Annotated in this window: 25 protein-coding genes; 12 read left to right on the top strand and 13 right to left on the bottom strand. The window is 67.6% G+C overall.

Annotated elements, in window-relative coordinates; translation table 11 throughout:
* Positions 1 to 16: 16 nt before the first annotated feature.
* The 6 genes from ABIC63_RS01550 to ABIC63_RS01525 form a co-directional block, all read right to left on the bottom strand.
* Complete coding sequence (locus tag ABIC63_RS01550; RefSeq protein ID WP_294366978.1) at positions 17 to 328, bottom strand: FAD assembly factor SdhE; 312 nt, start codon at positions 326 to 328, stop codon at positions 17 to 19.
* 34 nt (positions 329 to 362) lie between these two features.
* Positions 363 to 1,064, bottom strand: a complete 702-nt coding sequence (locus tag ABIC63_RS01545; protein ID WP_017761520.1) for a succinate dehydrogenase iron-sulfur subunit — start codon at positions 1,062 to 1,064, stop codon at positions 363 to 365.
* A gap of 28 nt (positions 1,065 to 1,092) precedes the next feature.
* A complete protein-coding gene (sdhA, locus tag ABIC63_RS01540; RefSeq protein ID WP_294366993.1) occupies positions 1,093 to 2,901 on the bottom strand; it encodes a succinate dehydrogenase flavoprotein subunit in 1,809 nt (602 codons plus the stop codon).
* A gap of 4 nt (positions 2,902 to 2,905) precedes the next feature.
* A complete protein-coding gene (gene sdhD, locus ABIC63_RS01535; RefSeq protein WP_017761522.1) occupies positions 2,906 to 3,271 on the bottom strand; it encodes a succinate dehydrogenase, hydrophobic membrane anchor protein in 366 nt (121 codons plus the stop codon).
* A gap of 25 nt (positions 3,272 to 3,296) precedes the next feature.
* The gene (gene sdhC / locus ABIC63_RS01530; RefSeq protein ID WP_234196121.1) at positions 3,297 to 3,743 is read right to left on the bottom strand and encodes a succinate dehydrogenase, cytochrome b556 subunit; all 447 of its coding nucleotides are present in this window, start codon (positions 3,741 to 3,743) and stop codon (positions 3,297 to 3,299) included.
* 187 nt (positions 3,744 to 3,930) lie between these two features.
* Entirely contained in the window at positions 3,931 to 4,686 is a 756-nt protein-coding gene (locus tag ABIC63_RS01525; protein ID WP_354318420.1) for a GntR family transcriptional regulator, read from the bottom strand.
* Positions 4,687 to 4,892: 206 nt separating this feature from the next.
* Between ABIC63_RS01525 and ABIC63_RS01520 the strand changes: the two genes are divergently transcribed.
* The 5 genes from ABIC63_RS01520 (at position 4,893) to ABIC63_RS01500 (ending at position 11,168) form a co-directional block, all read left to right on the top strand.
* Positions 4,893 to 5,879, top strand: a complete 987-nt coding sequence (locus tag ABIC63_RS01520) for a malate dehydrogenase (protein WP_058644257.1) — start codon at positions 4,893 to 4,895, stop codon at positions 5,877 to 5,879.
* 135 nt (positions 5,880 to 6,014) lie between these two features.
* Positions 6,015 to 6,791 carry a trans-aconitate 2-methyltransferase gene (tam, locus tag ABIC63_RS01515; RefSeq protein ID WP_354318419.1) on the top strand — a complete coding sequence of 259 codons (777 nt, stop codon included), beginning with the start codon at positions 6,015 to 6,017 and terminating at the stop codon, positions 6,789 to 6,791.
* Positions 6,788 to 7,813: an HpcH/HpaI aldolase/citrate lyase family protein gene (locus ABIC63_RS01510; protein ID WP_354318418.1), complete on the top strand. Its 1,026-nt coding sequence runs from the start codon at positions 6,788 to 6,790 to the stop codon at positions 7,811 to 7,813. The genes tam and ABIC63_RS01510 overlap by 4 nt, the downstream gene beginning before the upstream one ends.
* Positions 7,814 to 7,844: 31 nt before the next feature.
* The gene (locus ABIC63_RS01505; protein WP_354318417.1) at positions 7,845 to 8,429 is read left to right on the top strand and encodes a hypothetical protein; all 585 of its coding nucleotides are present in this window, start codon (positions 7,845 to 7,847) and stop codon (positions 8,427 to 8,429) included.
* Positions 8,430 to 8,576: 147 nt separating this feature from the next.
* Positions 8,577 to 11,168 carry a bifunctional aconitate hydratase 2/2-methylisocitrate dehydratase gene (locus ABIC63_RS01500; RefSeq protein WP_354318416.1) on the top strand — a complete coding sequence of 864 codons (2,592 nt, stop codon included), beginning with the start codon at positions 8,577 to 8,579 and terminating at the stop codon, positions 11,166 to 11,168.
* Between the two features lie 149 nt (positions 11,169 to 11,317).
* Here ABIC63_RS01500 and ABIC63_RS01495 read toward each other — a convergent pair whose 3' ends face one another.
* Complete coding sequence (locus ABIC63_RS01495; protein WP_234196131.1) at positions 11,318 to 11,815, bottom strand: pyridoxamine 5'-phosphate oxidase family protein; 498 nt, start codon at positions 11,813 to 11,815, stop codon at positions 11,318 to 11,320.
* Positions 11,816 to 11,932: 117 nt separating this feature from the next.
* Positions 11,933 to 12,793, bottom strand: a complete 861-nt coding sequence (locus ABIC63_RS01490) for a helix-turn-helix domain-containing protein (RefSeq protein ID WP_294367020.1) — start codon at positions 12,791 to 12,793, stop codon at positions 11,933 to 11,935.
* Between the two features lie 136 nt (positions 12,794 to 12,929).
* Between ABIC63_RS01490 and ABIC63_RS01485 the strand changes: the two genes are divergently transcribed.
* The 6 genes from ABIC63_RS01485 (at position 12,930) to ABIC63_RS01460 (ending at position 20,131) form a co-directional block, all read left to right on the top strand.
* The gene (locus ABIC63_RS01485) at positions 12,930 to 13,349 is read left to right on the top strand and encodes a hypothetical protein (protein WP_354318415.1); all 420 of its coding nucleotides are present in this window, start codon (positions 12,930 to 12,932) and stop codon (positions 13,347 to 13,349) included.
* Between the two features lie 81 nt (positions 13,350 to 13,430).
* A complete protein-coding gene (gene acnA / locus ABIC63_RS01480; RefSeq protein WP_502935832.1) occupies positions 13,431 to 16,187 on the top strand; it encodes an aconitate hydratase AcnA in 2,757 nt (918 codons plus the stop codon).
* Positions 16,188 to 16,411: 224 nt separating this feature from the next.
* Positions 16,412 to 16,705, top strand: coding sequence for a FeoA family protein (locus ABIC63_RS01475; RefSeq protein WP_234196137.1), 294 nt, complete (start codon positions 16,412 to 16,414; stop codon positions 16,703 to 16,705).
* A complete protein-coding gene (gene feoB / locus ABIC63_RS01470) occupies positions 16,698 to 18,578 on the top strand; it encodes a ferrous iron transport protein B (RefSeq protein WP_354318413.1) in 1,881 nt (626 codons plus the stop codon). The genes ABIC63_RS01475 and feoB overlap by 8 nt, the downstream gene beginning before the upstream one ends.
* A 25-nt stretch (positions 18,579 to 18,603) precedes the next feature.
* Positions 18,604 to 18,870 (top strand): DUF6587 family protein, encoded by a 267-nt coding sequence (locus ABIC63_RS01465; RefSeq protein ID WP_114802575.1) that lies wholly within the window; start codon positions 18,604 to 18,606, stop codon positions 18,868 to 18,870.
* A 64-nt stretch (positions 18,871 to 18,934) separates the two neighbouring features.
* The gene (locus ABIC63_RS01460) at positions 18,935 to 20,131 is read left to right on the top strand and encodes an FAD-dependent monooxygenase (protein ID WP_354318412.1); all 1,197 of its coding nucleotides are present in this window, start codon (positions 18,935 to 18,937) and stop codon (positions 20,129 to 20,131) included.
* A gap of 187 nt (positions 20,132 to 20,318) precedes the next feature.
* On the opposite strand, the gene kynA is transcribed toward ABIC63_RS01460, so the two are convergent.
* Together kynA and ABIC63_RS01450 are read right to left on the bottom strand one after the other, a co-directional pair.
* On the bottom strand, positions 20,319 to 21,203 hold the full coding sequence (gene kynA / locus ABIC63_RS01455) for a tryptophan 2,3-dioxygenase (protein WP_354318411.1): 885 nt from the start codon (positions 21,201 to 21,203) through the stop codon (positions 20,319 to 20,321).
* 26 nt (positions 21,204 to 21,229) lie between these two features.
* A complete protein-coding gene (locus ABIC63_RS01450; RefSeq protein WP_354318410.1) occupies positions 21,230 to 22,423 on the bottom strand; it encodes an amino acid aminotransferase in 1,194 nt (397 codons plus the stop codon).
* A gap of 220 nt (positions 22,424 to 22,643) precedes the next feature.
* Between ABIC63_RS01450 and ABIC63_RS01445 the strand changes: the two genes are divergently transcribed.
* A complete protein-coding gene (locus tag ABIC63_RS01445) occupies positions 22,644 to 23,024 on the top strand; it encodes a RidA family protein (protein WP_017761821.1) in 381 nt (126 codons plus the stop codon).
* Positions 23,025 to 23,030: 6 nt separating this feature from the next.
* On the opposite strand, the gene kynB is transcribed toward ABIC63_RS01445, so the two are convergent.
* The 3 genes from kynB to argF all read right to left on the bottom strand — a co-directional run bounded on the left by kynB (position 23,031) and on the right by argF (position 25,061).
* Entirely contained in the window at positions 23,031 to 23,675 is a 645-nt protein-coding gene (gene kynB, locus ABIC63_RS01440) for an arylformamidase (RefSeq protein ID WP_294367053.1), read from the bottom strand.
* Between the two features lie 101 nt (positions 23,676 to 23,776).
* Positions 23,777 to 24,085 carry a YkgJ family cysteine cluster protein gene (locus ABIC63_RS01435; protein WP_294367055.1) on the bottom strand — a complete coding sequence of 103 codons (309 nt, stop codon included), beginning with the start codon at positions 24,083 to 24,085 and terminating at the stop codon, positions 23,777 to 23,779.
* A 19-nt stretch (positions 24,086 to 24,104) separates the two neighbouring features.
* Positions 24,105 to 25,061, bottom strand: a complete 957-nt coding sequence (gene argF / locus ABIC63_RS01430) for an ornithine carbamoyltransferase (protein ID WP_354318409.1) — start codon at positions 25,059 to 25,061, stop codon at positions 24,105 to 24,107.

Genomic DNA, 25,061 nt, shown 5'->3' with positions numbered 1-25,061 from the left:
GATCGGATGGAGCGGCTCAGGCCGCGAGCCGGTCGCCCGGGGGGCGCATCAGCTCCAGCACCGCCGCCACCTCGGCCCCGGCCCATGCGGGCTCGGGCTCCTTTCGGCGCAGCAGAAGGTCGAGCAGGTCGTTGTCCGGCAGGTCCATCAGGGTTTCGATCGCCTGGGCCTGGGCCCGGGTCAAGCCAGAACCATGCCGCTCGAAGAAGCGGGTGATGAAGATGTCGTTCTCCAGCAACCCGCGTCGGCAACGCCACTGCAGCCGGGCCAGGGCGCGCTCGTCGAGTCGTTCGTCGGATGCGCCCGGGGCTGGCTGCGATTGCGGCATGGCGTGTCGTCTCCGTTGCTTCGTTCGGCCAGGATCAGATGGCGCGACGCACCATCAGCTCCTTGATCTTGCCGATCGCCTTGGTGGGATTCAGGTGCTTGGGGCACACGTCCACGCAGTTCATGATCGTGTGGCAGCGGAACAGGCGGTACGGGTCTTCGAGGTTGTCGAGCCGTTCGCCGGTGGCTTCGTCGCGGCTGTCGGCGATGAAGCGGTAGGCCTGCAGCAGGCCGGCCGGGCCGACGAACTTGTCGGGGTTCCACCAGAAGCTGGGGCAGCTCGTGGAGCAGCTCGCGCACAGGATGCACTCGTACAGGCCGTTGAGCTCCTCGCGCTCCTCAGGCGACTGCAGCCGCTCGCGCTCGGGGGCCAGGCCCTCGGTGATCAGGTACGGCTTGATCGAGTGGTACTGCTTGAAGAACTGGGTCATGTCCACGATCAGGTCGCGGATGACCGGCAGCCCCGGCAGCGGCTTGAGCACGATGGTGCCCTTGAGCGTGTTCATGTTGGTCAGACATGCCAGGCCGTTCTTGCCGTTGATGTTCATCGCGTCCGAGCCGCACACGCCTTCGCGGCAGGAGCGGCGGAAGGCGATGCTCGGATCCTGGGCCTTGAGCTTGACCAGGGCGTCCAGCAGCATGCGTTCGTGGCCGTCGAGTTCGATCTCGACGGTCTGCATGTAGGGCTTGGCGTCCTTGTCCGGGTCGTAGCGGTAGATCTGGAATGTGCGCTTCATGTCGGTGTCTCGTGGGGTTGCGGCGATGTCAGAACGTGCGGACCTTCGGCGGCACGCTGTCGACGGTCAGCGGCTTGAGGTTGACCGGCTTGTAGGTCAGGTTGTTGCCCGCGCTGTGCCACAGCGTGTGCTTCATCCATTCCTTGTCGTTGCGGCCCAGCGGGAACTCCGGATGGTCGGCCGGGTGCTCGTAGTCGTCCACCGTATGGGCGCCGCGGCATTCCTTGCGGGCAGCGGCCGAGACCATCGTGGCCTGGGCCACTTCGATCAGGTTGTCGACTTCGAGTGCTTCCATGCGCGCGGTGTTCCACACCATGGATTTGTCTTTCAGCGTCACCGAAGGAACGCGGCTGCGCAGGTCGGCCACCTTGACCACGCCTTCGTCCATGCTGGCCTGGGTGCGGAACACGCCGGCGTGCTGCTGCATGGTGGCGCGGATGTCGTTGGCGATGTCCTGCGCGTAGATGCCGTCGTTGGAGTCCTGCAACTGGTTCAGGCGCGCCAGGGTGCGGTCGGCGCCGTCGGCCGGCAGGGGCTTGTGCTCGCCGCTGTTCTTGACGAAGTCGACGATGTGCTTGCCGGCCGACTTGCCGAACACCAGCAGGTCCAGCAGCGAGTTGGTGCCGAGGCGGTTGGCGCCGTGCACCGACACGCAGGAGCATTCGCCCACCGCGTACAGGCCGCCCACGACCTGGTTGTGCACCTCGCCGTTCTGCACCACCACCTGGCCGTTGATGTTGGTCGGGATTCCGCCCATCTGGTAATGGATGGTGGGCACGACCGGGATCGGCTCCTTGGTGATGTCGACGTTGGCGAAGTTGTGGCCGATCTCTTCCACCGAAGGCAGGCGCTTGCGGATGGTGTCGGCGCCCAGGTGGTCGAGCTTCATCAGGATGTAGTCCTTGTTGGGACCGCAGCCGCGACCTTCCTTGATCTCCTGGTCCATCGAACGCGAGACGAAGTCGCGCGGGGCCAGGTCCTTCAGCGTGGGCGCGTAGCGCTCCATGAAGCGCTCACCATTGCTGTTGAGCAGGATGGCGCCTTCGCCGCGGCAGCCTTCGGTCAGCAGCACGCCTGCGCCGGCCACGCCGGTGGGGTGGAACTGCCAGAACTCCATGTCCTGCAGCGGGATGCCGGCGCGCGCCGCCATGCCCAGGCCGTCGCCGGTGTTGATGAAGGCATTGGTCGACGCGGCAAAGATGCGGCCCGCGCCGCCGGTGGCCAGCAGCACGGCCTTGGCCTGCAGCACGAACAGGTCGCCGGTTTCCAGCTCGATGGCGGTGACACCCACCACGTCGCCGTCGGCGTCGCGGATCAGGTCCAGGGCCATCCACTCGACGAAGAAGTTCGTCTTGGCCTTCACGTTCTGCTGGTACAGCGTGTGCAGCATGGCGTGGCCGGTGCGGTCGGCCGCGGCGCAGGCGCGCTGCACGGGCTTCTCGCCGTAGTTGGCGGTGTGGCCGCCGAAGGGGCGCTGGTAGATCGTGCCGTCCGGATTGCGGTCGAAGGGCATGCCGAAGTGTTCGAGCTCGATGACGACCTTCGGTGCTTCACGGCACATGAACTCGATGGCGTCCTGGTCGCCCAGCCAGTCAGAACCCTTGATGGTGTCGTAGAAGTGGTAGTGCCAGTTGTCCTCGGACATGTTGCCGAGCGAGGCCGACACGCCGCCCTGCGCCGCCACGGTGTGCGAGCGGGTCGGGAAGACCTTGGACAGCGAGGCCACGTTCAGGCCGGCGCGCGAGAGCTCGAGCGCGGCACGCATGCCGGAACCGCCGGCGCCGACGATGACGACGTCGAACTTGCGCGTCGCGATTTTTGCTTTGGTGTACGACATGGGCTCAGATCCTCCAGAGCACTTGAATCGCCCAGCCGGCACAACCCACGAGCCAGACGATGGTGAAGATTTGCATGAACAGACGGATGCCGACGGGCTGGACGTAGTCCATCCACACGTCGCGCATGCCCACCCATACGTGCCAGAGGAGCGCGGCGATCACTGCGAAGGTCAGGACCTTCATCCATTGCGGGGCAAAGATGCCTGCCCACTGGTCGTAGCCGACGGGGCCGCGCGTGAGGAGAACCTGCGCCAGGACGACGATGGTGAAGACCGCCATCAGCGCGCCGGTGACGCGTTGCGAGAGCCAGTCGCGCAGGCCGTAGTGCGCGCCGACGACGGTGCGCTTGGAGCCGTAATTCACTGCCATGGTGTTGTGTGCCTTCTTCTTGTGATCAGTACAGGCCGAACAGCTTGGCGCCAAGCGCCAGTGTCAGGAGGATGCTGATGGCCAGGACGACGATGGCGGAGGTCTTGCCGAACTCCTTGGTCACGGCCGCATGGCTGACGTCCATCCAGAGATGGCGCAGGCCCGCGCAGAAGTGGTGCAGGTAGCCCCAGATCAGAGCCAGGGCCACGAGCTTCAGGAACCATCCCGGCAAAAAACCAAGGCCGCTGTCGAAGGCGGCCTTGAACTTGGCATAGGAGATTTCCGAAGAGACGGAGGTGTCGAACATCCAGATGATGAAGGGCATCAGCAGGAACATCAGCACGCCGCTGACACGGTGCAGGATGGACACGATGCCCGCCGGCGGAAGCCGGTAGCCCGTGAGATCCGTGACCACGTTGATGTTGCGGAATTCGCGGCGCGGCGGCCTGGTCTTGGAAGCTAGCTCTGTCATGGGGAGGTTCTTTCTGGGAGGTCGATAGGGCGACTCGTGTCAGGACGTTTATGCAGGCAACTCAAAATTCTATTGCAATGCACCATGTTGCATGGGCTGTCTCTGAAGCTTTCTGTCGCCTTGCTCTGTTGCTATATTTTTTGGAGCAACATCGTTTCTGCCCATCAGTGTCGGAGGGGGCAGCGGGCTAGCCGAGGTCATTGCGATAGTGGTGCGTGTCGGTGCGGTACAGGCCGCGGCGCAGCTCCATCGGCGCATCGTGATACGTGTGGGCGATGCGTTCCACCGAGAGCAGCGGCGTCTGCAGTGTCACCTGAAGCAGCGAAGCCTGCTCGGCATCGGGGAGAACGGCGCGCAGCTTCTCCTCTGCCCGCACCATGCGGACGCCGAACTCGGTCTCGAACATCTCGTACATGGGGCCGCGCCACTCGGCCAGACGTTCCGCCGTGAGTCCCTTGAAGGGCGCGCCGGGCAGCCAGAGGTCTTCGAGGATCGTGGGAACGCCGGCATAGGCCAGCACGCGGCGTACCTGCAACACGGCGTCGCCCGCGCGCAAGGCCAGCGCCCGCGCGACCTCGGCGCTCGCGCGCACCCTTCTGCAGTCCACGATGGTGCGTTCTGCGGGGCCCTCGCTGGTGGGGCTTCCCTGGTCGGGCACCAGCTTGAGGAAGCGGTATTGCACCTGCTGCTCTGCATGAGTGGCGACGAAGGTGCCCTTGCCCTGCCGGCGGACCAGCAGGTTGTCGGCCGCCAGCTCGTCGATGGCCTTGCGCACCGTGCCCTGGCTCACGCGAAAGCGTGCGGCGAGTTCGATCTCGCTGGGGATCGGCTCACCCGGCTTCCATTCCCCCGCCTGCAGGCCCTGCAGGATCAAGGCCCGTATCTGCTGGTACAGCGGGCTGAAGGAAGGCGTGCCGGCATCCGCGGCGGGTGGGGAGGACATGGGTGGGGTGTGCAAGACGGGCATCGCGAAGCGTGCCAAGTCCCACATCTTATATAAGACATAAGACGTGCGCCATGGAATCGGCCTAGAATGCGCGGTTGTTTCCTGCCCCGGGTCGATTGGCGGTGCCGGTCGATGTGCAGATTCCTGCAGGCAGGGCTCACACGGCACGTTCCGTTTCCTTTCTCTTCGTCTGGAGTCTTCCCATGAGCAAAAAGCCCGTTCGCGTCGCCGTCACCGGCGCCGCCGGCCAAATCGGTTACGCCCTCCTGTTCCGCATCGCCTCGGGCGAGATGCTTGGCAAGGACCAGCCGGTCATCCTGCAACTGCTGGAAATCCCCGACGAGAAGGCCCAGAAGGCGCTCAAGGGCGTGATCATGGAGCTGGAAGACTGCGCCTTCCCGCTGCTGGCCGGCGTGATCCCCACCGGTGACCCGGAAGTCGCCTTCAAGGACGCCGACTACGCCCTGCTGGTGGGTGCGCGCCCCCGCGGTCCTGGCATGGAGCGCGCCGACCTGCTGGCCGCCAACGCCCAGATCTTCACCGCCCAGGGCAAGGCCCTGGACAAGGTCGCCAGCCGCGACGTCAAGGTGCTGGTGGTCGGCAACCCCGCCAACACCAACGCCTACATCGCCATGAAGAGCGCGCCCAGCCTGCCGCGCGAGAACTTCACCGCCATGCTGCGCCTCGATCACAACCGCGCCGCCAGCCAGATCGCCGCCAAGACCGGTGGCCAGGTCGGCGAGATCGAGAAGCTGACCGTGTGGGGCAACCATTCGCCCACCATGTACGCCGACTACCGCTTCGCCACCATCGGCGGCAAGAGCGTGAAGGACGCCATCAACGACCAGGTCTGGAACGCCGACGTGTTCCTGCCCACCGTGGGCAAGCGCGGCGCCGCCATCATCGATGCGCGCGGTCTGTCGTCGGCCGCCTCGGCCGCCAACGCCGCCATCGACCACATGCGCGACTGGGCCCTGGGCTCGCAGGGCAAGTGGGTCACCATGGGCGTGCCCTCCAACGGCGAATACGGCATTCCCAAGGACGTGATCTTCGGCTTCCCGGTCACCACCGAGAACGGCAAGTACAAGATCGTCGAAGGCCTCGAAATCGACGCTTTCTCGCAGGAGCGCATCAACAAGACCCTGGCCGAACTGCAGGGCGAGCAGGACGGCGTCAAGCACCTGCTCTGAGGCCTTCCGAGGCCACGCGCGTTCCGGCCGGCTCGGCCTGGGCGCGCGGCGGGAAGAGGTTCCAGCCGCCTCGCGGACCTTCTTTCCGATGGCCCGGGAACGCGGGGCCCGTTTTCCGACTCTTCCTTCGACACCATGGATTGGGATCCCGCGCTGTACCGCCGCTACGAGGATGAGCGGACTCGCCCGGCCGCCGAGTTGCTGGCGCGGGTGCCGTTGACGTCGGCGAGGCGGGTGGTCGACCTGGGTTGCGGCCCGGGCAATTCCACCGAGCTCCTGGTGCGCCGCTTCCCGGATGCCGAGGTGATCGGCGTCGACAACGCCGAATCCATGGTCGCCGCCGCGCGCCAGCGGCTGCCGCAGTCCCGCTTCGAGTTGGGCGACATCGGCACCTGGCAGCCTTCAGGCGACGCGCCCGATCTCATCTATGCCAATGCCGCCCTGCAATGGGTGCCGGGCCACGAGGAGTTGCTGCCGCGGCTCTTTTCCTCGCTGGCGCCGGGGGGCGTGCTGGCCATCCAGATGCCCGACAACCGCCAGGAGCCCACGCATCGCCTGATGCGCGAGCTGGCCGGTCGCACGCCCTGGTCCACGCACATCGGCGATGCCGACCGCGTGCGCACTGAGCTGCTGACGATCGGTGGCTATTACGACTTGCTGGCGGCCGAGGCGGCCGAGGTCGACGTCTGGCACACCGTCTATCAGCACCGCATGGCTTCTGCCGCGGCCATCGTCGAGTGGGTCAGCGGTACCGGCCTTCGCCCTTTCCTCGATCCTTTGCCAGCGGACCTGCGGGCCAGCTACCTGCAGGCCTACGAGCAGGGCGTCGACGCGGCCTATCCGGTGCGCACCGACGGCCGCCGCCTGCTGGCCTTTCCGCGCATGTTCATCGTGGCACGCCGTCCCTCATGAGTGCCGATTCCATCGCTGTACGACGCGCCGCGCACCCGGCGGAGGTACTGCTCGGCGCCCAGGCCGGCGCTATCGCGCTGCCGGTGTGCGACCACTACAGTGGCGTCGAGGCCCGCATGCGCAAGAGCCTGGCGCTGCAGGCCGAGATGGCGGCCGAATTCGGGGCCTGCGTCTTCGACGTCACGCTCGACTGCGAGGACGGGGCGCCCGTCGGCGGCGAAGTGGATCATGCCCGGCTCGTCGTCGAATTGGCTCGCAACGCTGCGCCCGGCATGCGAGTGGGCGTTCGCGTTCATCCGGTCGACCATCCTGCGTTCGAGGCCGACGTCGACACCATTGCCGGCCAGGCCGGCGACCGCCTGGCCTACCTGATGGTGCCGAAGGTGGAACGGCCGGCCGATGTGGCGCGCGCCGTGGCCGCGCTGGACGCGGCCGGCGCCTCCGGCTTGCCGCTGCATGTGCTGATCGAGTCTCCCCTGGCGGTGCACCATGCCTTCGACATCGCGGCGCATCCTCGGGTGCAGTCGCTCAGTTTCGGCCTGATGGACTTCGTCTCGGCCCATGCCGGTGCCATCCCGGCGGACGGCATGGGCGCGCAGGGCCAGTTCTCGCACCCGCTGGTCGTCCGCGCCAAGCTGGCCATCGCGAGTGCCGCCCACGCCTTTGGCAAGGTCCCGTCCCATTGCGTCGTGACCGAGTTCAACGATGCGCAGGCCATGAAGAGCGCCGCGCGCCGGGCGGCGCGGGAGTTCGGCTACACGCGGATGTGGAGCATCCATCCGAACCAGATCCGTCCCATCCTCGAGGCCTTTGCGCCGGACGAGGATCAGATTCAAATTGCTACACAAATAATAGCTTCAGCACAAGAAGCAGATTGGGCGCCCATCAGCTTTGATGGCACATTGCACGACCGCGCGAGCTACCGCCACTTCTGGCAGGTGCTGATGCGCGCACACGCCACCGGACGCACATTGCCGGACCGCGCTGCCGGCTGGTTTGCGACCGACAACGCGTCCACCTGAACTCCGCCATCCAAGGAAGGTTCCTCTCACCATGAACAAGACCCTCGCGTTCATCACCGCTGCCGCGCTCGCGCTGCCGCTTTCCACGCTGGCCCAGACCAGCAGTACCGCCGACAAGGCCGCCACCAAGGCCAAGCCTGCCGCCAAGGCCGCGTCCAAGGACAAGGTCGTGCACGTCAAGGGCAAACAGCACCTCAAGGCCAGCGCCGTCAAGGCGGTGGAAGAGACCACGCCCGTCGCCGACGACGCCGTGCTCACCGACAACGACATCGAAGTCGCCAAGCGCGTCTTCACCGGCAAGATCCAGTGCGAACTGGGTGCCGACGTGACCGTCACGGCCGACGATGCCAAGCCCGGCTTCTTCACCGTCAGCACCAAGGGCGCCAAGTACCGCATGCACCCGGTCGAGAGCCGCACCGGCGCCATCCGCCTGGAAGACAGCCGCGCGGGCGCCATGTGGCTGCAGCTGGGCAACAAGTCCATGCTGATGAACCAGAAGCAGGGCGTGCGCATGGCCGACGAATGCCAGGCTGCACCGCAGGTGGCTTTTGCCGAAGAGATGAAAAAGAACCCGCCCAAGGCGCTGTTCGAAGGCGCCGACGCACCCAAGAAATAACCCACAGCCCGGCTGGTCACCGGCGCGGCTCTTGCTTGGAGCCCGTCGCCGTGGCCACCGTCGGCGCGCAGGCCCTGGGAGGGCTCGAACCCCTGCGGCTGCCGGCGTGAATGGATGCTGTCCGAACGTTTTCCGGAGAAAAGAAAGATGTTGCAAGCCTACGTTGACCATGTCGCCGAGCGCGCCGCGCTGGGCATCCCCCCGCTTCCCCTGTCGGCCAAGCAGACCAGCGAAGTCATCGAACTTCTGAAGTCCGCCACCGCCAAGGATGGCGAATTCCTGCTGAACCTGCTGACCTATCGCGTGCCTGCCGGCGTGGACGACGCGGCCAAGGTCAAGGCCAGCTACCTCGCCGCCATCGCCCATGGCACCGAGAAGAACGCGCTCATCAGCCGTGCGCACGCCGCCGAACTGCTGGGCACCATGCTGGGCGGCTACAACATCGGCCCGCTGATCGATCTGCTCAAGGACGCCGAGGTCGGCGCCGTGGCGGCCGAAGGCCTCAAGAAGACGCTGCTGATGTTCGACCAGTTCCATGACGTCAAGGAACTGGCCGATGCCGGCAATGCCAACGCCAAGGCGGTGCTGCAGAGCTGGGCCGACGCGGAGTGGTTCACCAGCCGCCCGGAAGTGCCCCAGAGCATCACCTTCACCGTCTTCAAGGTGCCCGGCGAGACCAACACCGACGACCTGTCGCCCGCCCCCGACGCCACCACCCGTCCCGACATCCCGATGCACGCCCTGGCGATGCTGAAGAACAAGCGCGACGGCGCGCCCTTCGAGCCCGAGGAAGACGGCAAGCGCGGCCCAGTCAAGTTCATCCAGGACCTGGTCGCCCGCGGTCTGCCCGTGGCCTATGTGGGTGACGTGGTCGGTACCGGTTCGTCGCGCAAGTCGGCCACTAACAGCGTGCTGTGGTGGACGGGCGAGGACATCCCCTACATCCCGAACAAGAAGTTCGGCGGCATCTGCCTGGGCACAAAGATCGCCCCGATCTTCTACAACACCATGGAAGACGCCGGTTCCCTGCCCATCGAGCTGGACGTGAGCCAGATGAACATGGGCGACACCGTCGAGCTGCGCCCCTACGAAGGCAAGGCCCTGAAGGACGGCAAGGTCATCGCCGAGTTCCAGGTCAAGAGCGACGTGCTGTTCGACGAAGTGCGCGCCGGTGGCCGCATTCCGCTGATCATCGGCCGCGGCCTCACCACCAAGGCACGCGAGGCGCTGGGCCTGCCGGCCTCCACGCTGTTCCGCCTGCCCAAGGCGCCGGTTGACACCGGCAAGGGCTTCTCGCTGGCGCAGAAGATGGTCGGCCGCGCCTGCGGCCTGCCCGAAGGCCAGGGCATCCGCCCGGGCACCTACTGCGAGCCCAAGATGACCTCGGTCGGCTCCCAGGACACCACCGGTCCGATGACCCGCGACGAGCTGAAGGACCTGGCCTGCCTGGGCTTCTCGGCCGATCTGGTCATGCAGTCCTTCTGCCACACGGCCGCCTACCCCAAGAAGGTGGACGTGAAGATGCACCACGAGCTGCCCGACTTCATCAGCACCCGTGGCGGCATCTCGCTGCGCCCGGGCGACGGCGTGATCCACAGCTGGCTCAACCGCCTGCTGACGCCCGACACCGTCGGTACCGGCGGCGACTCGCACACCCGCTTCCCGATCGGCATCAGCTTCCCGGCCGGCTCCGGTCTGGTCGCCTTCGCGGCCGCCACCGGCGTGATGCCGCTGGACATGCCCGAGTCGGTGCTGGTCCGCTTCAAGGGCAAGATGCAGCCTGGCGTCACGCTGCGTGACCTGGTCAATGCCATTCCGCTCTACGCCATCAAGCAGGGCCTGCTCACGGTCGAGAAGAAGGGCAAGAAGAACATCTTCTCCGGCCGCATCCTCGAGATCGAGGGCCTGCCCGAGCTGAAGGTGGAACAGGCCTTCGAACTGTCCGACGCCAGCGCCGAGCGCTCGGCCGCCGGCTGCACGGTGCACCTGAACAAGGAACCGATCATCGAGTACATCAACAGCAACATCACGCTGATGAAGTGGATGATCGCCGAGGGCTATGCGGATGCCCGCACGCTGCAGCGCCGCATCGACGCGCAGGAAGCCTGGCTGAAGGACCCGCAACTGCTCAAGGCCGACGCGGACGCAGAGTACGCCGCCGTGATCGAGATCGACCTGGCCGACATCCACGAGCCCATCGTGGCCTGCCCGAACGACCCGGACGACGTGAAGACGCTGTCCGACGTGGCCGGTGCCAAGATCGACGAGGTGTTCATCGGCTCGTGCATGACCAACATCGGCCACTTCCGCGCGGCTTCCAAGCTGCTGGAAGGCAAGCGCGACATCCCGGTCAAGCTGTGGATCGCCCCGCCGACCAAGATGGACGCCCAGCAGCTGACCGAGGAAGGCCATTACGGCGTCTTCGGCAATGCCGGCGCTCGCACCGAAATGCCCGGCTGCTCGCTGTGCATGGGCAACCAGGCGCAGGTGCGCGAAGGCGCGACGGTGATGTCCACCAGCACCCGCAACTTCCCGAACCGCCTGGGCAAGAACACCAACGTGTACCTGGGTTCGGCGGAACTGGCCTCCATCTGCTCCAAGCTGGGCCGCATTCCGACCAAGGACGAGTACATGGCGGACATCGGCGTCATCAACCAGAACGGCGACAAGATCTACCAGTACCTGAACTTCGACAAGATCGAGGACTACAAGGAAGTGGCCGACGGCGTCGCTGCCTGATCCTGATCGCCGGCCTCAGCCAGCGCATCGCCAATGCAAGGGCCCGCCTTTCGGCGGGCCCTTTTTCGTTCGTCCGGGGGCCGCAAACCTGCAGCCTCGCTGTCGTTCGGTTAAAGCCCCGTCGCGCCGAGCAGAAGCGCGCAACGGGATCAGAGATCCAGCTTCTTGTGCTCGCCCATCGAGGGCGGCGCCTTGCCGCCCATGGCGGCGCGCGCGATCTTGAGCAGCTGCGTGACCTTGCTCTCGGTCACGTCCCAGTACTCGGCCGCTTCGATACCCACAGCCAGCAGACCCAGGTTGGGATCGTCCACGCCCTTGGGGAACCAGGCCTCCGCGACCTTGTTGAAGAGCTCGCGCTTCATGGTCTCGTCATTCGAGAGCACGGCCCGGCCGGCTACCGACACATAGCTGTCGTCGTCCGGATTCGCATAGGCCACGTTCACGACCGGATCGCTGGCGACATGGCGGGCGATCTCGCCGTCGAGCGGGATGAAGAAGTACAGCGTGGCGTTCTCGTCCACCGAGCGGTTCTGCGTAGTCAGCGGGTGGCTGTGCAGCAGGCCATCGCCATGGCGGTGCGTGAGCATGCCGAAGCGCGTGTCCTTGATCAGCTCCCAGAGCTTGGCGTGGTCGTCGGTGTGAGTCATGGCGAACTTCCTTTGTCCTTCTGATGGGTGGGTGAGGCGGCGCGTCGTGTGGACGCGTGCCATGCACCGTAGAAGCCCTCCGCGGGGGCGCCTGACGCCTGCAGGCGCGTCCGCCTGTCAGCGCATGCCGACCCCGCTCGACAGCGGTGCGTCGTCTGCCAGGGCGGCAAGCGCCGCCGAGGTGGCCGCGTCGGCAGGGAAGAAGGATTCGATGGCCAGGTCCTGCAGCGTGATGTCCACCGGCGTGCCGAAGACGGTGGTGGTGCTGATGAGATTGAGCACCGCCCCGCCATGGCGAAGGCACAAGGGCACGGCGATGCCCGCGAGATCGCCATCGGCCACCGCCTCGTCCCGGGGCGCCGGCAGGGCGTAGCCGGACAACTCCTGGTGCAGCGCCTGCAGCACCGGATCGCCGGTGGCGCCGATCTGCTGGGCCAGGCGCTCCAGCAGGTGTGCCCGCCAGGCGCGCCGGTTGGTGATGCGCGGCGCCAGGCCCTGGGGATGCAGGCTCAGGCGCAGCACGTTGACCGGCGCTGCCAGCAGAAAGGGCGCGACGCCTTCGAGCAGCCGTGGCACGAGCGCATTGGCGGCCACCAGTTGCCAGTGGCGGTCCACTGCCAGTGCGGGGTAGGGCTCGTGGGCCTGCAGCAGACGGTCGACGGCCTTGCGGGCCATGGCCAGGGCCGGATCGTCGATGGGCCGTTCGCGGTACATCGGCGCATAGCCGGCGGACACCAGCCACCGGTTGCGTTCGCGCAGCGGCACCGAGAGCCGCTCGGCCAGCCGCAGCACCATGTCGCGGCTGGGCAGGGCTCGGCCCGTTTCGACACAGCTGAGGTGGCGCGTGGAGATGTCGGCCTCATGGGCCAGGTCGAGCTGGCTCATTCGCCGGTGCTGGCGCCAGTGGCGCAGATGGGCACCGAAAGACGCGTCGCTGCCCGGCGGCGGGGAGGAGTCGGGGTGGGGACTGGCGGACATGCGGCCATTCTGGCGGCCCCCTCCGCGGCCGGACCATGACCTGCCAGGTCATGGCCGCGGTGCAGCGGCGGCGGGAGGATGCGTTCGACGGGGTCCCGCGGCCCCGTCGATTCCATCCACCCTGCAAGGAGTTGCCATGTCCCCGATCCTGACCTCGCCCCGTTTTCTTTCCCGCGTGATGGGGCTGGATGCCGCGTCCTGCCTGCTCACGGGCGCCATCCAGTGCGCAGCGACCGCGCCGCTGTCCGCGCTGACCGGCCTGCCTTCGGCACTGCTTGGCTACAGCGGCCTGTTCCTGCTGGTCTATGCCGCCGCGGCGGCGTGGATGGCCAGCCGCGCCGCGCCGCCCCGCGTTCTCATCGCCCTGGTGGCCGTTGGCAATCTCGGCTGGGCGCTGGGGTGTTTGGCCCTGCTTGCCGGTGGCCGCCTGCAGCCCACGGCGCTCGGCGCGGCCTGGTTGGGGTTGCAGGCCGTGGTGGTGCTGGCACTGGCTGCTGCGCAATGGGCCGGCCTGCGCGCCACGTCGCCCCGCCGCCGGCCGGCGCTGCAAGCCTGAGCGCCTCGGTAGGAGGGGCATCCCGCTGACGTCCAGTGCCTTCAAAGCCTGCTATCTTGCTCGTTGGTTCGAACAAGAAGGATGCTTTCCATGGCCGACGCTGCTCCTGCCCACGTCTTCGCTTCCGCCCTCAAGACCTTCAAGACGGCCTCCGGCCGGCAAGGCAAATACTGGTCGCTGCCCGAGCTGACCAAGAAATTTCCCAACATTGCCAAGCTGCCAGTGTCGATCCGCATCGTGCTGGAGTCGGTGCTGCGCAACTGCGATGGCCAGAAGGTCGCCGCCGAGCATGTGGAGCAACTGGCCAACTGGCAGCCCACTGCCGAGCGCACGGAGGAGATTCCCTTCGTGGTGACGCGTGTGGTGCTGCAGGACTTCACCGGCGTGCCGCTGCTGGCCGATCTGGCCGCCATGCGCAGCACCGCCAAGCGTCTCGACAAGTCGCCCAAGACCATCGAGCCGCTGGTGCCCGTGGACCTGGTGGTCGACCACTCGGTGATGGTGGACCACTACGGCACGCCCCAGGCGCTGGACCTGAACATGAAACTGGAGTTCTCCCGCAACAAGGAGCGCTACCAGTTCATGAAGTGGGGCATGCAGGCCTTCGACACCTTCGGCGTCACGCCGCCGGGCTTCGGCATCGTGCACCAGGTGAATCTGGAGTACCTGGCGCGGGGCGTCTACAAGTCGGCCGACGACAAGGCCGACGTCCCCACCTGGTACCCGGATTCGCTGGTGGGCACCGACAGCCACACGACCATGATCAACGGCGTGGGCGTGGTCGGCTGGGGCGTGGGCGGCATCGAGGCCGAGGCCGCCATGCTGGGCCAGCCGGTGTACTTCCTCACGCCCGATGTGGTGGGCTTCGAGCTCACCGGCCAGCTGCGCGAAGGCGTGACCGCGACCGACCTGGTGCTCTACGTCACGCAGATCCTGCGGCAGGAGAAGGTGGTCGGCAAGTTCGTCGAATTCTTCGGCCCGGGCGCCGCGTCCATCCCGGTGCCCGACCGCGCGACCATCGGCAACATGGCGCCCGAATACGGCGCCACCATGGGCTTCTTCCCGGTGGACGAGAAGACCATCGCGTACTTCCGCGGCACCGGCCGAACGGACGAGGAGATCGAGCGCCTGGAGGCCTACTACAAGGCCCAGGGCCTGTTCGGCATGCCCGCCCCCGGCGCGCTCAACTACACCAAGACCGTCAAGCTGGACCTGTCCACCGTCACGCCCAGCCTGGCCGGCCCCAAGCGGCCGCAGGACCGCATCGACCTGGGCCATCTGGCCGGCCGCTTTACCGAGCTCTACAGCAAGCCCAACGAGGCCAGCGGCTTCAACCAGCCGGCCGACAAGCTGGCAGTGCGCCATGACATCGCACTGGACGGCAAGCAGGTCTCCATCGGCAACGGCGACGTGCTGATCGCGGCCATCACCTCGTGCACCAACACCTCCAACCCCAGCGTGCTGCTGGCGGCCGGCCTGCTGGCCAAGAAGGCGGTGGAGGCGGGCCTGACGGTCAAGCCGCACGTCAAGACCTCGCTGGCGCCCGGCTCGCGCATCGTCACCGACTACCTGCAGAAGACGAAGCTGCTGCCCTACCTGGAGAAGCTGGGCTTCTACCTGGCCGGCTATGGCTGCACCACCTGCATCGGCAATGCCGGCGACCTGGCGCCCGAGATCAACGACGCCATCACCGGCAACGACCTGGTGTGCGCGGCCGTGCTGTCGGGCAACCGCAATTTCGAGGCGCGCATCCACCCGAACCTGAAGGCCAACTTCCTGGCCTCGCCGCCCCTGGTGGTGGCCTTCGCCATCGCCGGCAACGTGACGGTCGACCTGATGACGCAGCCCGTGGGCAAGGGCACGGGCGGCAAGGACGTGTACCTGGGCGACATCTGGCCCAGCGCCGCCGAGGTGGACGAGTTGCTGCATTTCGCCATGGACGCGCAGGCCTTCCGCCGCAACTACGAGCAGATCGCCGCCAACCCGGGCGAGCTGTGGAACAGCATCAAGGGCGTGCAGGGCGAGGTCTACGACTGGCCCACCTCCACCTACATTGCCGAGCCGCCCTTCTTCGAAGGCTTCGGCATGCAGCCGGAGGCAACGGAGGCGGGCGTGACCGGGGCGCGCGTGATGGCGCTCTTCGGCGACTCGATCACCACCGACCACATCTCGCCGGCCGGCTCCATCAAGGAGAGCTCGCCCGCCGGACAGTGGCTCAAGGCGCATGGCGTGGGCAAGGCCGACTTCAACAGCTACGGCTCGCGCCGCGGCAACCACGAGGTGATGATGCGCGGCACCTTCGCCAACGTGCGCATCAAGAACCTGATGCTGCCGGCCGGCGCCGACGGCTCGCGGGAAGAGGGCGGCCTGACGCTGTTCCAGCCCAATGGCGAGAAGATGTACATCTACGACGCCGCGATGAAGTACATCGAACAGGGCGTGCCGACGGTGATCTTCGCCGGCGAGGAATACGGCACTGGCTCCAGCCGCGACTGGGCCGCCAAGGGCACGCAGCTGCTGGGCATCAAGGCCGTGGTGGCCCGCAGCTTCGAGCGCATCCACCGCGCCAACCTGGTCGGCATGGGCGTGCTGCCGCTTCAGTTCCTGGGTGCCGACTCCTGGCAGAGCCTGGGCCTCAAGGGTGACGAGAAGATCGACGTGCTCATTCCCGGCGAGCTCAAGCCGCAGCGCGAGGACGTCAAGCTGGTGATCGAAAGCGCCGACGGCAGCCGCAAGGAGGTGACCGTGCGCCTGCGCATCGACACGCCGATCGAGGTCGAGTACTACAAGCACGGCGGCATCCTGCCCTTCGTGCTGCGGCAGCTGCTGCAGGGCTGAAGCGCCCGGCCGCTGCGTCCGATTGGACGCGGTCCCGGTGCCAGCAAGGTCGCGGAACGGTGAGCGCCGGTCCGCGGCCTTTGTTTTGCGCGGCCCGCTTTGGCCAGCATTGCCGAACGGCAACGCGGTTTCTGATCCCCGGGACTCCTGCTTGCAATTGAAAATTGTTAGCATCTGGCTTTTGCCAGAGAGAGCTTCGCCTTGCGGCGGGGCCCATTGCTTCCGTGTCCACCTCTGCCTCGCGCGCACCGGCCGCCTTTCTGCCGCTCGACCAACTGCCCGACCGCCAATGGGCGACCGTGATGGATGTCGCCCGCGGCGAAGCCGCGGACGACCGCGACCTGGCGCTGCGCCTGACTGAAATCGGCTTCGTCCCCGGCGAGCGCGTCTGCGTGGTGGCCAGTGGTCACCCCGGCCGCGAGCCGCTGGCCGTGCGCCTGGGTCACACCACCTTCGCCCTGCGTCGCTATGAGGCCGCACTGATCCACGTCGCACCCGCGGAGGCCGCCCATGGCTGAGGCGAGCATCGCGTTCCAGTCGCCCAACCCACCGCGCCGCGTCGCGCTGCTGGGCAATCCCAACTGCGGCAAGACGGCCTTGTTCAATCTGTTGACGGGCAGCCGCCAGAAGGTGGCCAACTACGCCGGCGTGACCGTCGAGCGCAAGGAAGGCGAACTGCGCACACCCGGCGGTCGCCACGTGGCGGTGCTGGATCTGCCCGGTGCCTACAGCCTCAATGCGCTGTCGGCCGACGAGGCGGTGACGCGCGACGTCGTCACTGGCCGGCGCGACCAACTGCCCGACCTGCTGGTGTGCGTGACCGACGCCACCAACCTGCGGCTGAACCTGCGCCTGGTGCTCGAGGCCAAGCGCCTGGGCGTGCCGATGGTGATGGCGCTGAACATGACCGACATGGCCGAGCGCCAGGGCATCCGCGTCGACACCGACATCCTCTCGCGCGAGCTGGGCATCCCGGTGATCCGCACCGTGGGCGTGCGCCGCAATGGCGCCACCGACCTGCTGGCCGCGCTCGACATCCCAGTGCCCGCCTCCTCGCCGCTGCCCTGGGAGGCGCCCTCGATGGACGACGTGCTGGCCTCGCACAGGGAAGTGCGCCGCATCCTCGACCTCGCGGTGCAGACGCCGCAGGGCAGCCTGGCCACCAGCGACCGCATCGACCGCGTGGTGCTGCACCCGGTGTGGGGCATGCTGGTGCTGGCCGTGACCCTGTTCCTGATGTTCCAGGCCGTGTTCAGCTGGGCAGCGGTGCCCATGGACGCCATCAAGGCCGGCACCGACGCCATCGGCGGCTGGTTGCAGGGTGTCATGGCCGAGGGCCCGCTGCGCAGCCTGCTGGTCGACGGTGTGGTGGCGGGCGTGGGCGGCGTGCTGATCTTCCTGCCGCAGATCCTGATCCTGTTCCTCTTCATCCTGGCGCTGGAGGACTCGGGCTACCTGCCGCGCGCCGCCTTCCTGCTGGACCGGGTGATGGGCACGGTGGGCCTGTCGGGGCGCTCCTTCATTCCGCTGCTGTCCAGCTTCGCCTGCGCCATTCCCGGCATCATGGCCACGCGCACCATCAGCAACTGGCGCGACCGGCTGACCACCATCCTGATCGCGCCGCTGATGACCTGCTCGGCCCGCCTGCCGGTGTATGCGCTGCTGATCGGCGCCTTCATCCCGCAGCGCGAGGTGCTGGGCATCTTCAACCTGCAGGGCGTGGTGCTGTTCCTGCTGTATGTCTTCGGCATCGTCTCGGCCATGGCCGTGGCGTGGGTTCTCAAGCGCCTGCGCACGCAGCAGGGCCATTCGCCGCTGCTGATGGAACTGCCGGCCTACCGCTGGCCCAACCTGCGCAATCTGCTGCTGGGGCTGTGGGAGCGGGCGTGGATCTTCCTGCGTCGCGTGGGCACCATCATCCTCACGCTCACCATCCTGCTGTGGTTCCTGTCCAGCTACCCGGCGCCGCCCGCCGGTGCCACCGGCCCGGCCATCGAATACAGCTTCGCCGGCCGGCTGGGCCAGTTGCTGGAATACATCTTCGCGCCCATCGGCTTCAACTGGCAGATCTCCATCGCCCTCGTGCCCGGCATGGCCGCCCGCGAGGTGGCGGTGGGCGCGCTGGGCACGGTGTATGCGCTGGCGGCCTCCGGCGAAGAGGTGGCGGGCGCGCTGGAGCCGCTGATCGCCGGCAGCTGGTCGCTGGCCACGGCCCTGTCGCTGCTGGTGTGGTTCGTGTTCGCGCCGCAGTGCATCTCGACGCTGGCCACCGTGAAGCGCGAGACCAACAGCTGGAAGCAGGTCTTCATCATGGCCGGCTACCTGTTCGGGCTGGCCTACGTGGCCTGCTTCATCACCTACCGCGTCGCAGTGGCCCTCGGGGCCGGCTGACGCTTCTCTTGCGGAGATCCGAGTCATGCAGAACGCCGTCGTTGCCCTGATCGTCCTCGTGGCCGCCGTCTATGCCGCCTGGCACTGGATGCCGGCCGGCTGGCGCCGGTCGCTCGCGCCCCGCATGGCGCGCTGGATGGCGCGCAGCGGCCTGGTGCGCGAGGAGCGCGAGGCCAAGGTGGCCCGCTCCCTGGGCCAGGCGGGCGGCTGCGGTTCCTGCGACAGCTGCGGCACCTGCGGCCCGACGCCGGTCGGGGGCCGCGACGGCGCCTCTTCCTCCGCACGCCGCTGATCCAGCGCAGCCCGGCCGGCGTCGCCGGGCCGAGAATCGTGGACTTTTTGGGATCCACGAGCGCATGCGCATCCATTCCCTCATCGTCGGCGGCGGCATCGGCGGTCTGGCCGCCGCCCTGGCCCTGGCGCGGGCCGGCCACACGGCAGACCTGATGGAACAGGCGCCCGCCTTCAGCGAGGTGGGCGCGGGCATCCAGCTGGGACCGAACGTGGTCCGGAGGCTGCGCGCCCTGGGGCTTGGCGAGGCGCTGAATGCCATCGTGGCCCATCCCGAGCGGCTGTGCGTGTCATCGGCGCTGAATGGTGGCCGCATCGCCACCATGCCCCTTGCAGGCGCCATGGAGCAGCGCTACGGCGCGCCCTACTTCACGGTCCATCGCGCCGATCTGCACGGCCTGCTGCTGGAGGCCGTACGCGCGCAGGCCTCGGGCGCCGTGACGCTCAGCACGGGCGCGCGCATCGAGCGCCTGTCCACCCGCGGCGACGAATTCGTCTGCGCCGCCACCGACGATGGCCGCGCCTGGGAAGGCGATGCGCTCATCGGCGCCGATGGTGTGTGGGGTCGTGTCCGGCCGCGCATCTGGCCCGACGCAGCGCCGGCGCGGCCGACCGGGCACATGGCCTTTCGTGCATTGCTGGAGCAGAACGCCTTGCCCGCGGCACTGCGCAGCCGGCAGGTGGATGTCTGGCTGGCGCCGCGACTGCACGCCGTGGCCTATCCGGTGCGGGGGGGCGAACGGCTCAATCTGGTGGTGCTGACCGAAACATCGCCGGACGAGGTCGGTGCCGATGCGCGCGATTGGGACCAGGCCGCCAGCCGCGCTGCACTCGACCGTGCCACCGGCCATGTCGGCCAGCCGCTGCGGGCGCTGCTCGATGCCGTTCCGGCGTGGCGAGCCTGGACGTTGTGCGACCGGACGCCGCTGACCGGTCCGCAGGAGATGGTCGACGGCCGTGTGGCGCTGCTGGGCGATGCGGCGCACCCGATGCTGCCCTACCTGGCGCAGGGTGCCGGCATGGCGATCGAGGACGCCGTGACGCTGGCGCAGCAGCTCAGTGGCTGCACCTCGGCCGAGGTGCCCCAGGCCCTGGCGCGCTATGCGCAGGCGCGTTGGGCGCGCAATGCGCAGGTGCAGGCCCGTGCGCGGCGCAACGGGCGGATCTTCCATCTGGGTGGCCCCGCACGCTGGGGCCGCGACATGGTGATGCGGCTGGCCGGTCCTACACTAATGGACCAGCCCTGGCTGTACGCCGGCTGAGCGCCCTGCAGGCCCGTGAGGTCATCCGCAACCGAATGAAACCGGACCCGCGTCAAGGATCGAAGGGTCGCGGAGCAGGCCAAGCCAAGGCACCCGAGGAACTGGCTTGGCCAGGCCTCGGGGTGCGCCCCCCTCCGAGCCGAAGGCGACAGAGAGGGGGGAGCCGCGAAGCGGCATGGGGGGTGCTTCAGAGCTCCGTCCTCAGCGTCCAGAGTTCAGGGAACAGCACCACGTCCAGCATCTTGCGCAGGTAGCTCACCCCACCGGTGCCGCCAGTGCCGCGCTTGAAGCCGATCACCCGTTCCACCGTCGTCACATGGCGGAAGCGCCAGAGGCGGAAGGCGTCCTCGATGTCGGTGAGCTTCTCGCCGAGCTGGTAGAGGTCCCAGTGGGCCTTCGGGTCGCGGTAGACCGTGAGCCAGGCCTCCTGGACGGCCTCGCTCGCGGTGTAGGGCTGCGTCCAGTCCCGCTCGAGCTTGTCGGCCGGAATGGCGAGGCCCTCCCGGGCCATGAGTCGCAGGGTCTCGTCGTAGAGCGAAGGGCGGCGCCACGCGGCGTCCACCATGGCCAGCAGGTGCGGCCGGTGGGCATGCGGCTTGAGCATGGCGGCGTTCTTGTTGCCCAGCGCGAACTCGATGCAGCGGTACTGCGCGCTCTGGAAGCCGCTGGAATTGGCCAGGTAGGGCCGCATGGCGGTGTACTCCGGCGGCGTCATGGTCGACAGCACCGTCCACGCGCCCACCAGCTGCTCCATGATGCGTGTCACCCGCGCGAGCATCTTGAAGGCCTCGGGCTTGGTGTTCTCGCTCGGGTTGGCGATGGCGGCCGTGGCGGCCGTCAACTCGTGCAGCATGAGCTTCATCCACAGCTCGCTGGTCTGGTGCTGCACGATGAACAGCAGCTCGTCATGCGTGGGCGACAGCGGATGCTGGGCGCTCAGGATCTCGTCCAGATGCAGGTAGTCGCCGTAGCTCATCGACTGGCTGAAGTCGAGCTGGGCTTTTTCTTCGTGGACGATCTGTTCGGGCAGTGCTCCGCCCTCCGCCGGGCCGGCGGATGTCGAGGAATTCATCGCAAGGCTCCTGGGAGGGGTAGGGGTCAGTCCAGCACGGCGGCCATGGCCTGGGCGACGTAGGCCACGTTCTTGGTCGACAGGCCGGCGATGCACATGCGGCCCGAGCGCACCAGATACACCGCATGCTCTTCGCGCAGGCGGTCCACCTGCTCGGGCGTGAGACCGGTGTAGCTGAACATGCCGCGCTGGGTCAGGAAGTAGCCGAAGTCGCGGCCAGGCAGCCGGTCGGCCAGCGTGGCATGCAGGGCCTCGCGCATGGCCTTGATGCGGCCGCGCATCTCGGCGAGCTCGGCGTCCCACTGGGCGTAGAGCTCGGGCGTGCTCAGCACGCGCGTGACGATGCGCGCGCCGTGCGTCGGCGGGCTGGAGTAGTTGGCGCGCACCGAGCTCTTGAGCTGGCCCAGCACCCGGCCGGCTTCCTCGGCCGAGCCGCACACCACCGACAGGCCGCCGCAGCGCTCGCCGTACAGCGAGAAGCTCTTGGAGAAGGAGTTGGCCAGGAAGAAGCGCACGCCCGCATCGGCCAGCGCGCGCGGCGCGAAGGCGTCCTCGACCAGGCCGTCGCCGAAGCCCTGGTAGGCCATGTCCACATAGGGAATCAGGCCGCGCTCGGCGATCACGGGGATCAGCTGTTTCCACTGGTCCTGTGACAGGTCGACGCCCGTGGGGTTGTGACAGCTGGCGTGCATCAGCACGATGCTGCGGGCGGGCAGCGTCTTGAAGGCCGCCAGCATGTCCTGGAAGCGCAGGCCGCCGGTGGCCGGGTCGTAGTACGGGTACAGGTTCACCTGGAAGCCGGCGCCCTCGAACATGGCGCGGTGGTTCTCCCAGGTCGGGTCGCTGACCCACACCTGCGAATCGCCGAAGTAGCGCTTGAGGAAGTCGCCGCCCACCTTCAGGCCGCCGGAGCCGCCGATGGTCTGGATGGTGGCAACGCGGCCGCTGGTGACGGCTTCGTGCGTGGGGCCGAAGGCCAGCTTCTGCACTGCGGCGCGGTAGTCGGCCATGCCTTCCATGGGCAGGTAGGAGCGCGGGCCGATTTCCTGCAGCAGCGCGGTCTCGGCGGTGCGCACCGCCTTCATCACGGGTAGGCGGCCGTCGTCGTCGAAATAGATGCCGATGCTCAGCGACACCTTGTTGGGCCGCGTGTCGCGCTGGAAGTCCTCCATCAGCGAGAGGATCGGGTCACCGGGGTAGGCGGGAATGTGTTCGAACATGGCGTGGCTTTCGGTGGTGCGGTCCGTGGGCGGAGGGCGGCACGGACGATGCAAGCTGCGGGCCGGGCGGGCTGCCGCGCTCGGGGACGAGCGGCGTAGGACAGGGCGCTACGGAGCGAAGCGGGGAAGTTATCACCGTCAAAAAATGCGTTGTGTCGCTTATTTCCAACGGTGACCATAAAATAAACGTCGTTTTATGTATGGAACATCTGGGGCTGTGATGAAGCAAGTGATCGATGTGGGCCTGCCGGCGCTCAAGCAACCTTTTTCTTGGGCCGTGAAGGCCACGGGCGCGATGCTGTTCACCGCCCATGGGCCCGTCCGCACCGACGGGACCATCGACACCGGGACCATCGAGGCGCAGACGCGCCTGACCTTCGAGAACCTGCGGCGCGCCGTGCAGGCGGCCGGCGGCACGATGGCCGATGTGACGCAGGTGCTGATCTACATGACCGACGTGGCCGACATGCCGGCCATCGACGCGGTATACCGCGAGTTCTTCGAGGCGCCGTATCCCAACCGCTCCAGCGCCGCCGTGGCGGCGCTGGTGGTGCCGGGCATGAAGATCGAGATCGTCGCCTACGCCATGGTGCCGGCCTGAGGGCCGTCAGGTCAGCGCGCGCAGCACGGCGCGCACGGGCGAGGCATCCGCCTGCACCAGCTTGAGCGGCAGCGCGATCAACTCGTAGTCCCCTTCGGGCACGGCGTCGAGCACCAGGTTCTCCAGTACGCGCATGTCGTGGCGGCGGATGGTCTGATGGCTGGGCAGGGCCTTGCTGTCGGCCGGGTCGATGCTGGCCGTGTCGATTCCGATCAGCCGCACGCCCAGCGCAGCGAGGCGCTCGACCGTCTCGGGCGCGTAGGCGGGCAGTTGCGGGTCCCAGCGGTCCACGGGGGCGCGTTCATAGGTGCGTACCAGCACGCGCGGCGGCAGGTGGTCGTCGACTGCATGAGCGATGTGCCGCCATTCGATGAGCGGCGCCGCGCCGATGGCATGGATCACGCGGCAGGTGCCGAGGAAGGCGTCCAGGTCCACCAGGCCGATGGTCGTGCCATCGGCCGCGTAGTGGAGAGGGGCGTCGGCATGCGCGCCCACGTGTGGCGACATCGTGATCTGGCTGACGTTGACGGGGCAGCCGGGTCCCAGCGTCGCGGCCCATTGCTGTGCATAGGGCGTGTCACCAGGAAAGACGGGGGCGCCGACGTAGACGGGAGGGGAAATGTCCCAGAGACGGGCAGAGGTGGCAGACATGGGTCGGACCATAGCGCTGCCGCGGCGGGCGTGGTGTCGGTTATTCCCAACGCGGACGAAGACGCGACCTGTGCGCGTTGCCCCGGCGTCAGGGACTCGCCTCAGCCCTCGAGTGCCGGCAGGCCGTGCCGTGCGCGCGCCTTCTCGCAGCCGTAGCTCCCGGGCTCGAGTTCGCGACAGGGATTCGGTCGCCACTCGTAGATGCCGCAGCTCACCGATTGCCCTACCTTGCCGGTGAGCGCCGCGCAGCGGATCGGCACATGGTCCGTGCCTCGCATGCGGCAGGTGGCGCCGTTGACCTCGACCGTCAGCCCGGCGGGCACCGTGCCGCCCATGTCGTCCAGCTCGTAGATGCTGAAGTCGACACGGTAGCTGGCGCAGCAGGCACCGCAGCTCTGGCAGGGGCTCATGGACGCGCCGCGAACGCCGTCAGCCGATGCGGCCGAGCAGCAGGTACTCCATCAGTGCCTTCTGCACATGCATGCGGTTCTCAGCCTCGTCCCAGACGACCGACTGCGGGCCGTCGATGACCTCGCCCGTGACCTCTTCGCCGCGGTGGGCGGGCAGGCAATGCATGAAGAGGGCGTCGGGCTGGGCCACGGCCATCATGGCCTCGTCCACGCACCAGTCTGCAAAGGCCTGGCGGCGCTGCTCGTTCTCCGCCTCGTAGCCCATGCTTGTCCACACATCGGTGGTGACCAGGTGCGCGTCGCGGCAGGCGTCCATCGGGTCCTTGAAGACCTTGTAGCTGTCGCCGGAGCGGATGCCGGCGACGGCCTGGTCCACCTCGTAGCCGCTGGGCGTGCTCACGTGCACTGCAAAGCCGAGGATCTCGGCCGCCTGCAGCCAGGTGTTGGCCATGTTGTTGCCGTCGCCCACCCAGGCCACGGTCTTGCCACGCAGCGCCTCGGGGTCCGGCGTGCCGTCGGCGCCGAGACCGCGGTGCTCCAGGTAGGTGAACAGGTCGGCCAGGATCTGGCAGGGATGGAATTCGTTGGTCAGGCCGTTGATGACCGGCACGCGCGAGTTGGCGGCGAAGCGCTCGATCTTCTCCTGCTCGTAGGTGCGGATCATGACCAGGTCGGTCATGCGGCTGATGACCTTGGCGCTGTCCTCGATGGGCTCGGCGCGACCCAATTGGCTGTCGCCCGTGGTCAGGTGCACCACGCTGCCGCCGAGCTGGTACATGCCGGCCTCGAAGCTCACGCGGGTGCGGGTGCTGGCCTTCTCGAAGATCATGGCCAGGGTGCGATCCGCCAGCGTGTGGTGCTTCTCGTAGGTCTTGAACTTCTTCTTGACGAGCGCCGCGCGCCGGAACAGGTACGCGTACTCGTCGGCCGTGAAGTCGCTGAACTGGAGGTAGTGGCGGATCGCAGGAAGGCTCAT

The sequence above is a fragment of the Pseudacidovorax sp. 1753 genome, assembly GCF_040544975.1.
Lineage (GTDB): Bacteria > Pseudomonadota > Gammaproteobacteria > Burkholderiales > Burkholderiaceae_C > Xenophilus.
The sequence above is the reverse complement of the archived record's forward strand: the minus strand, read 5'-3'. Positions and strand labels throughout refer to the sequence as shown.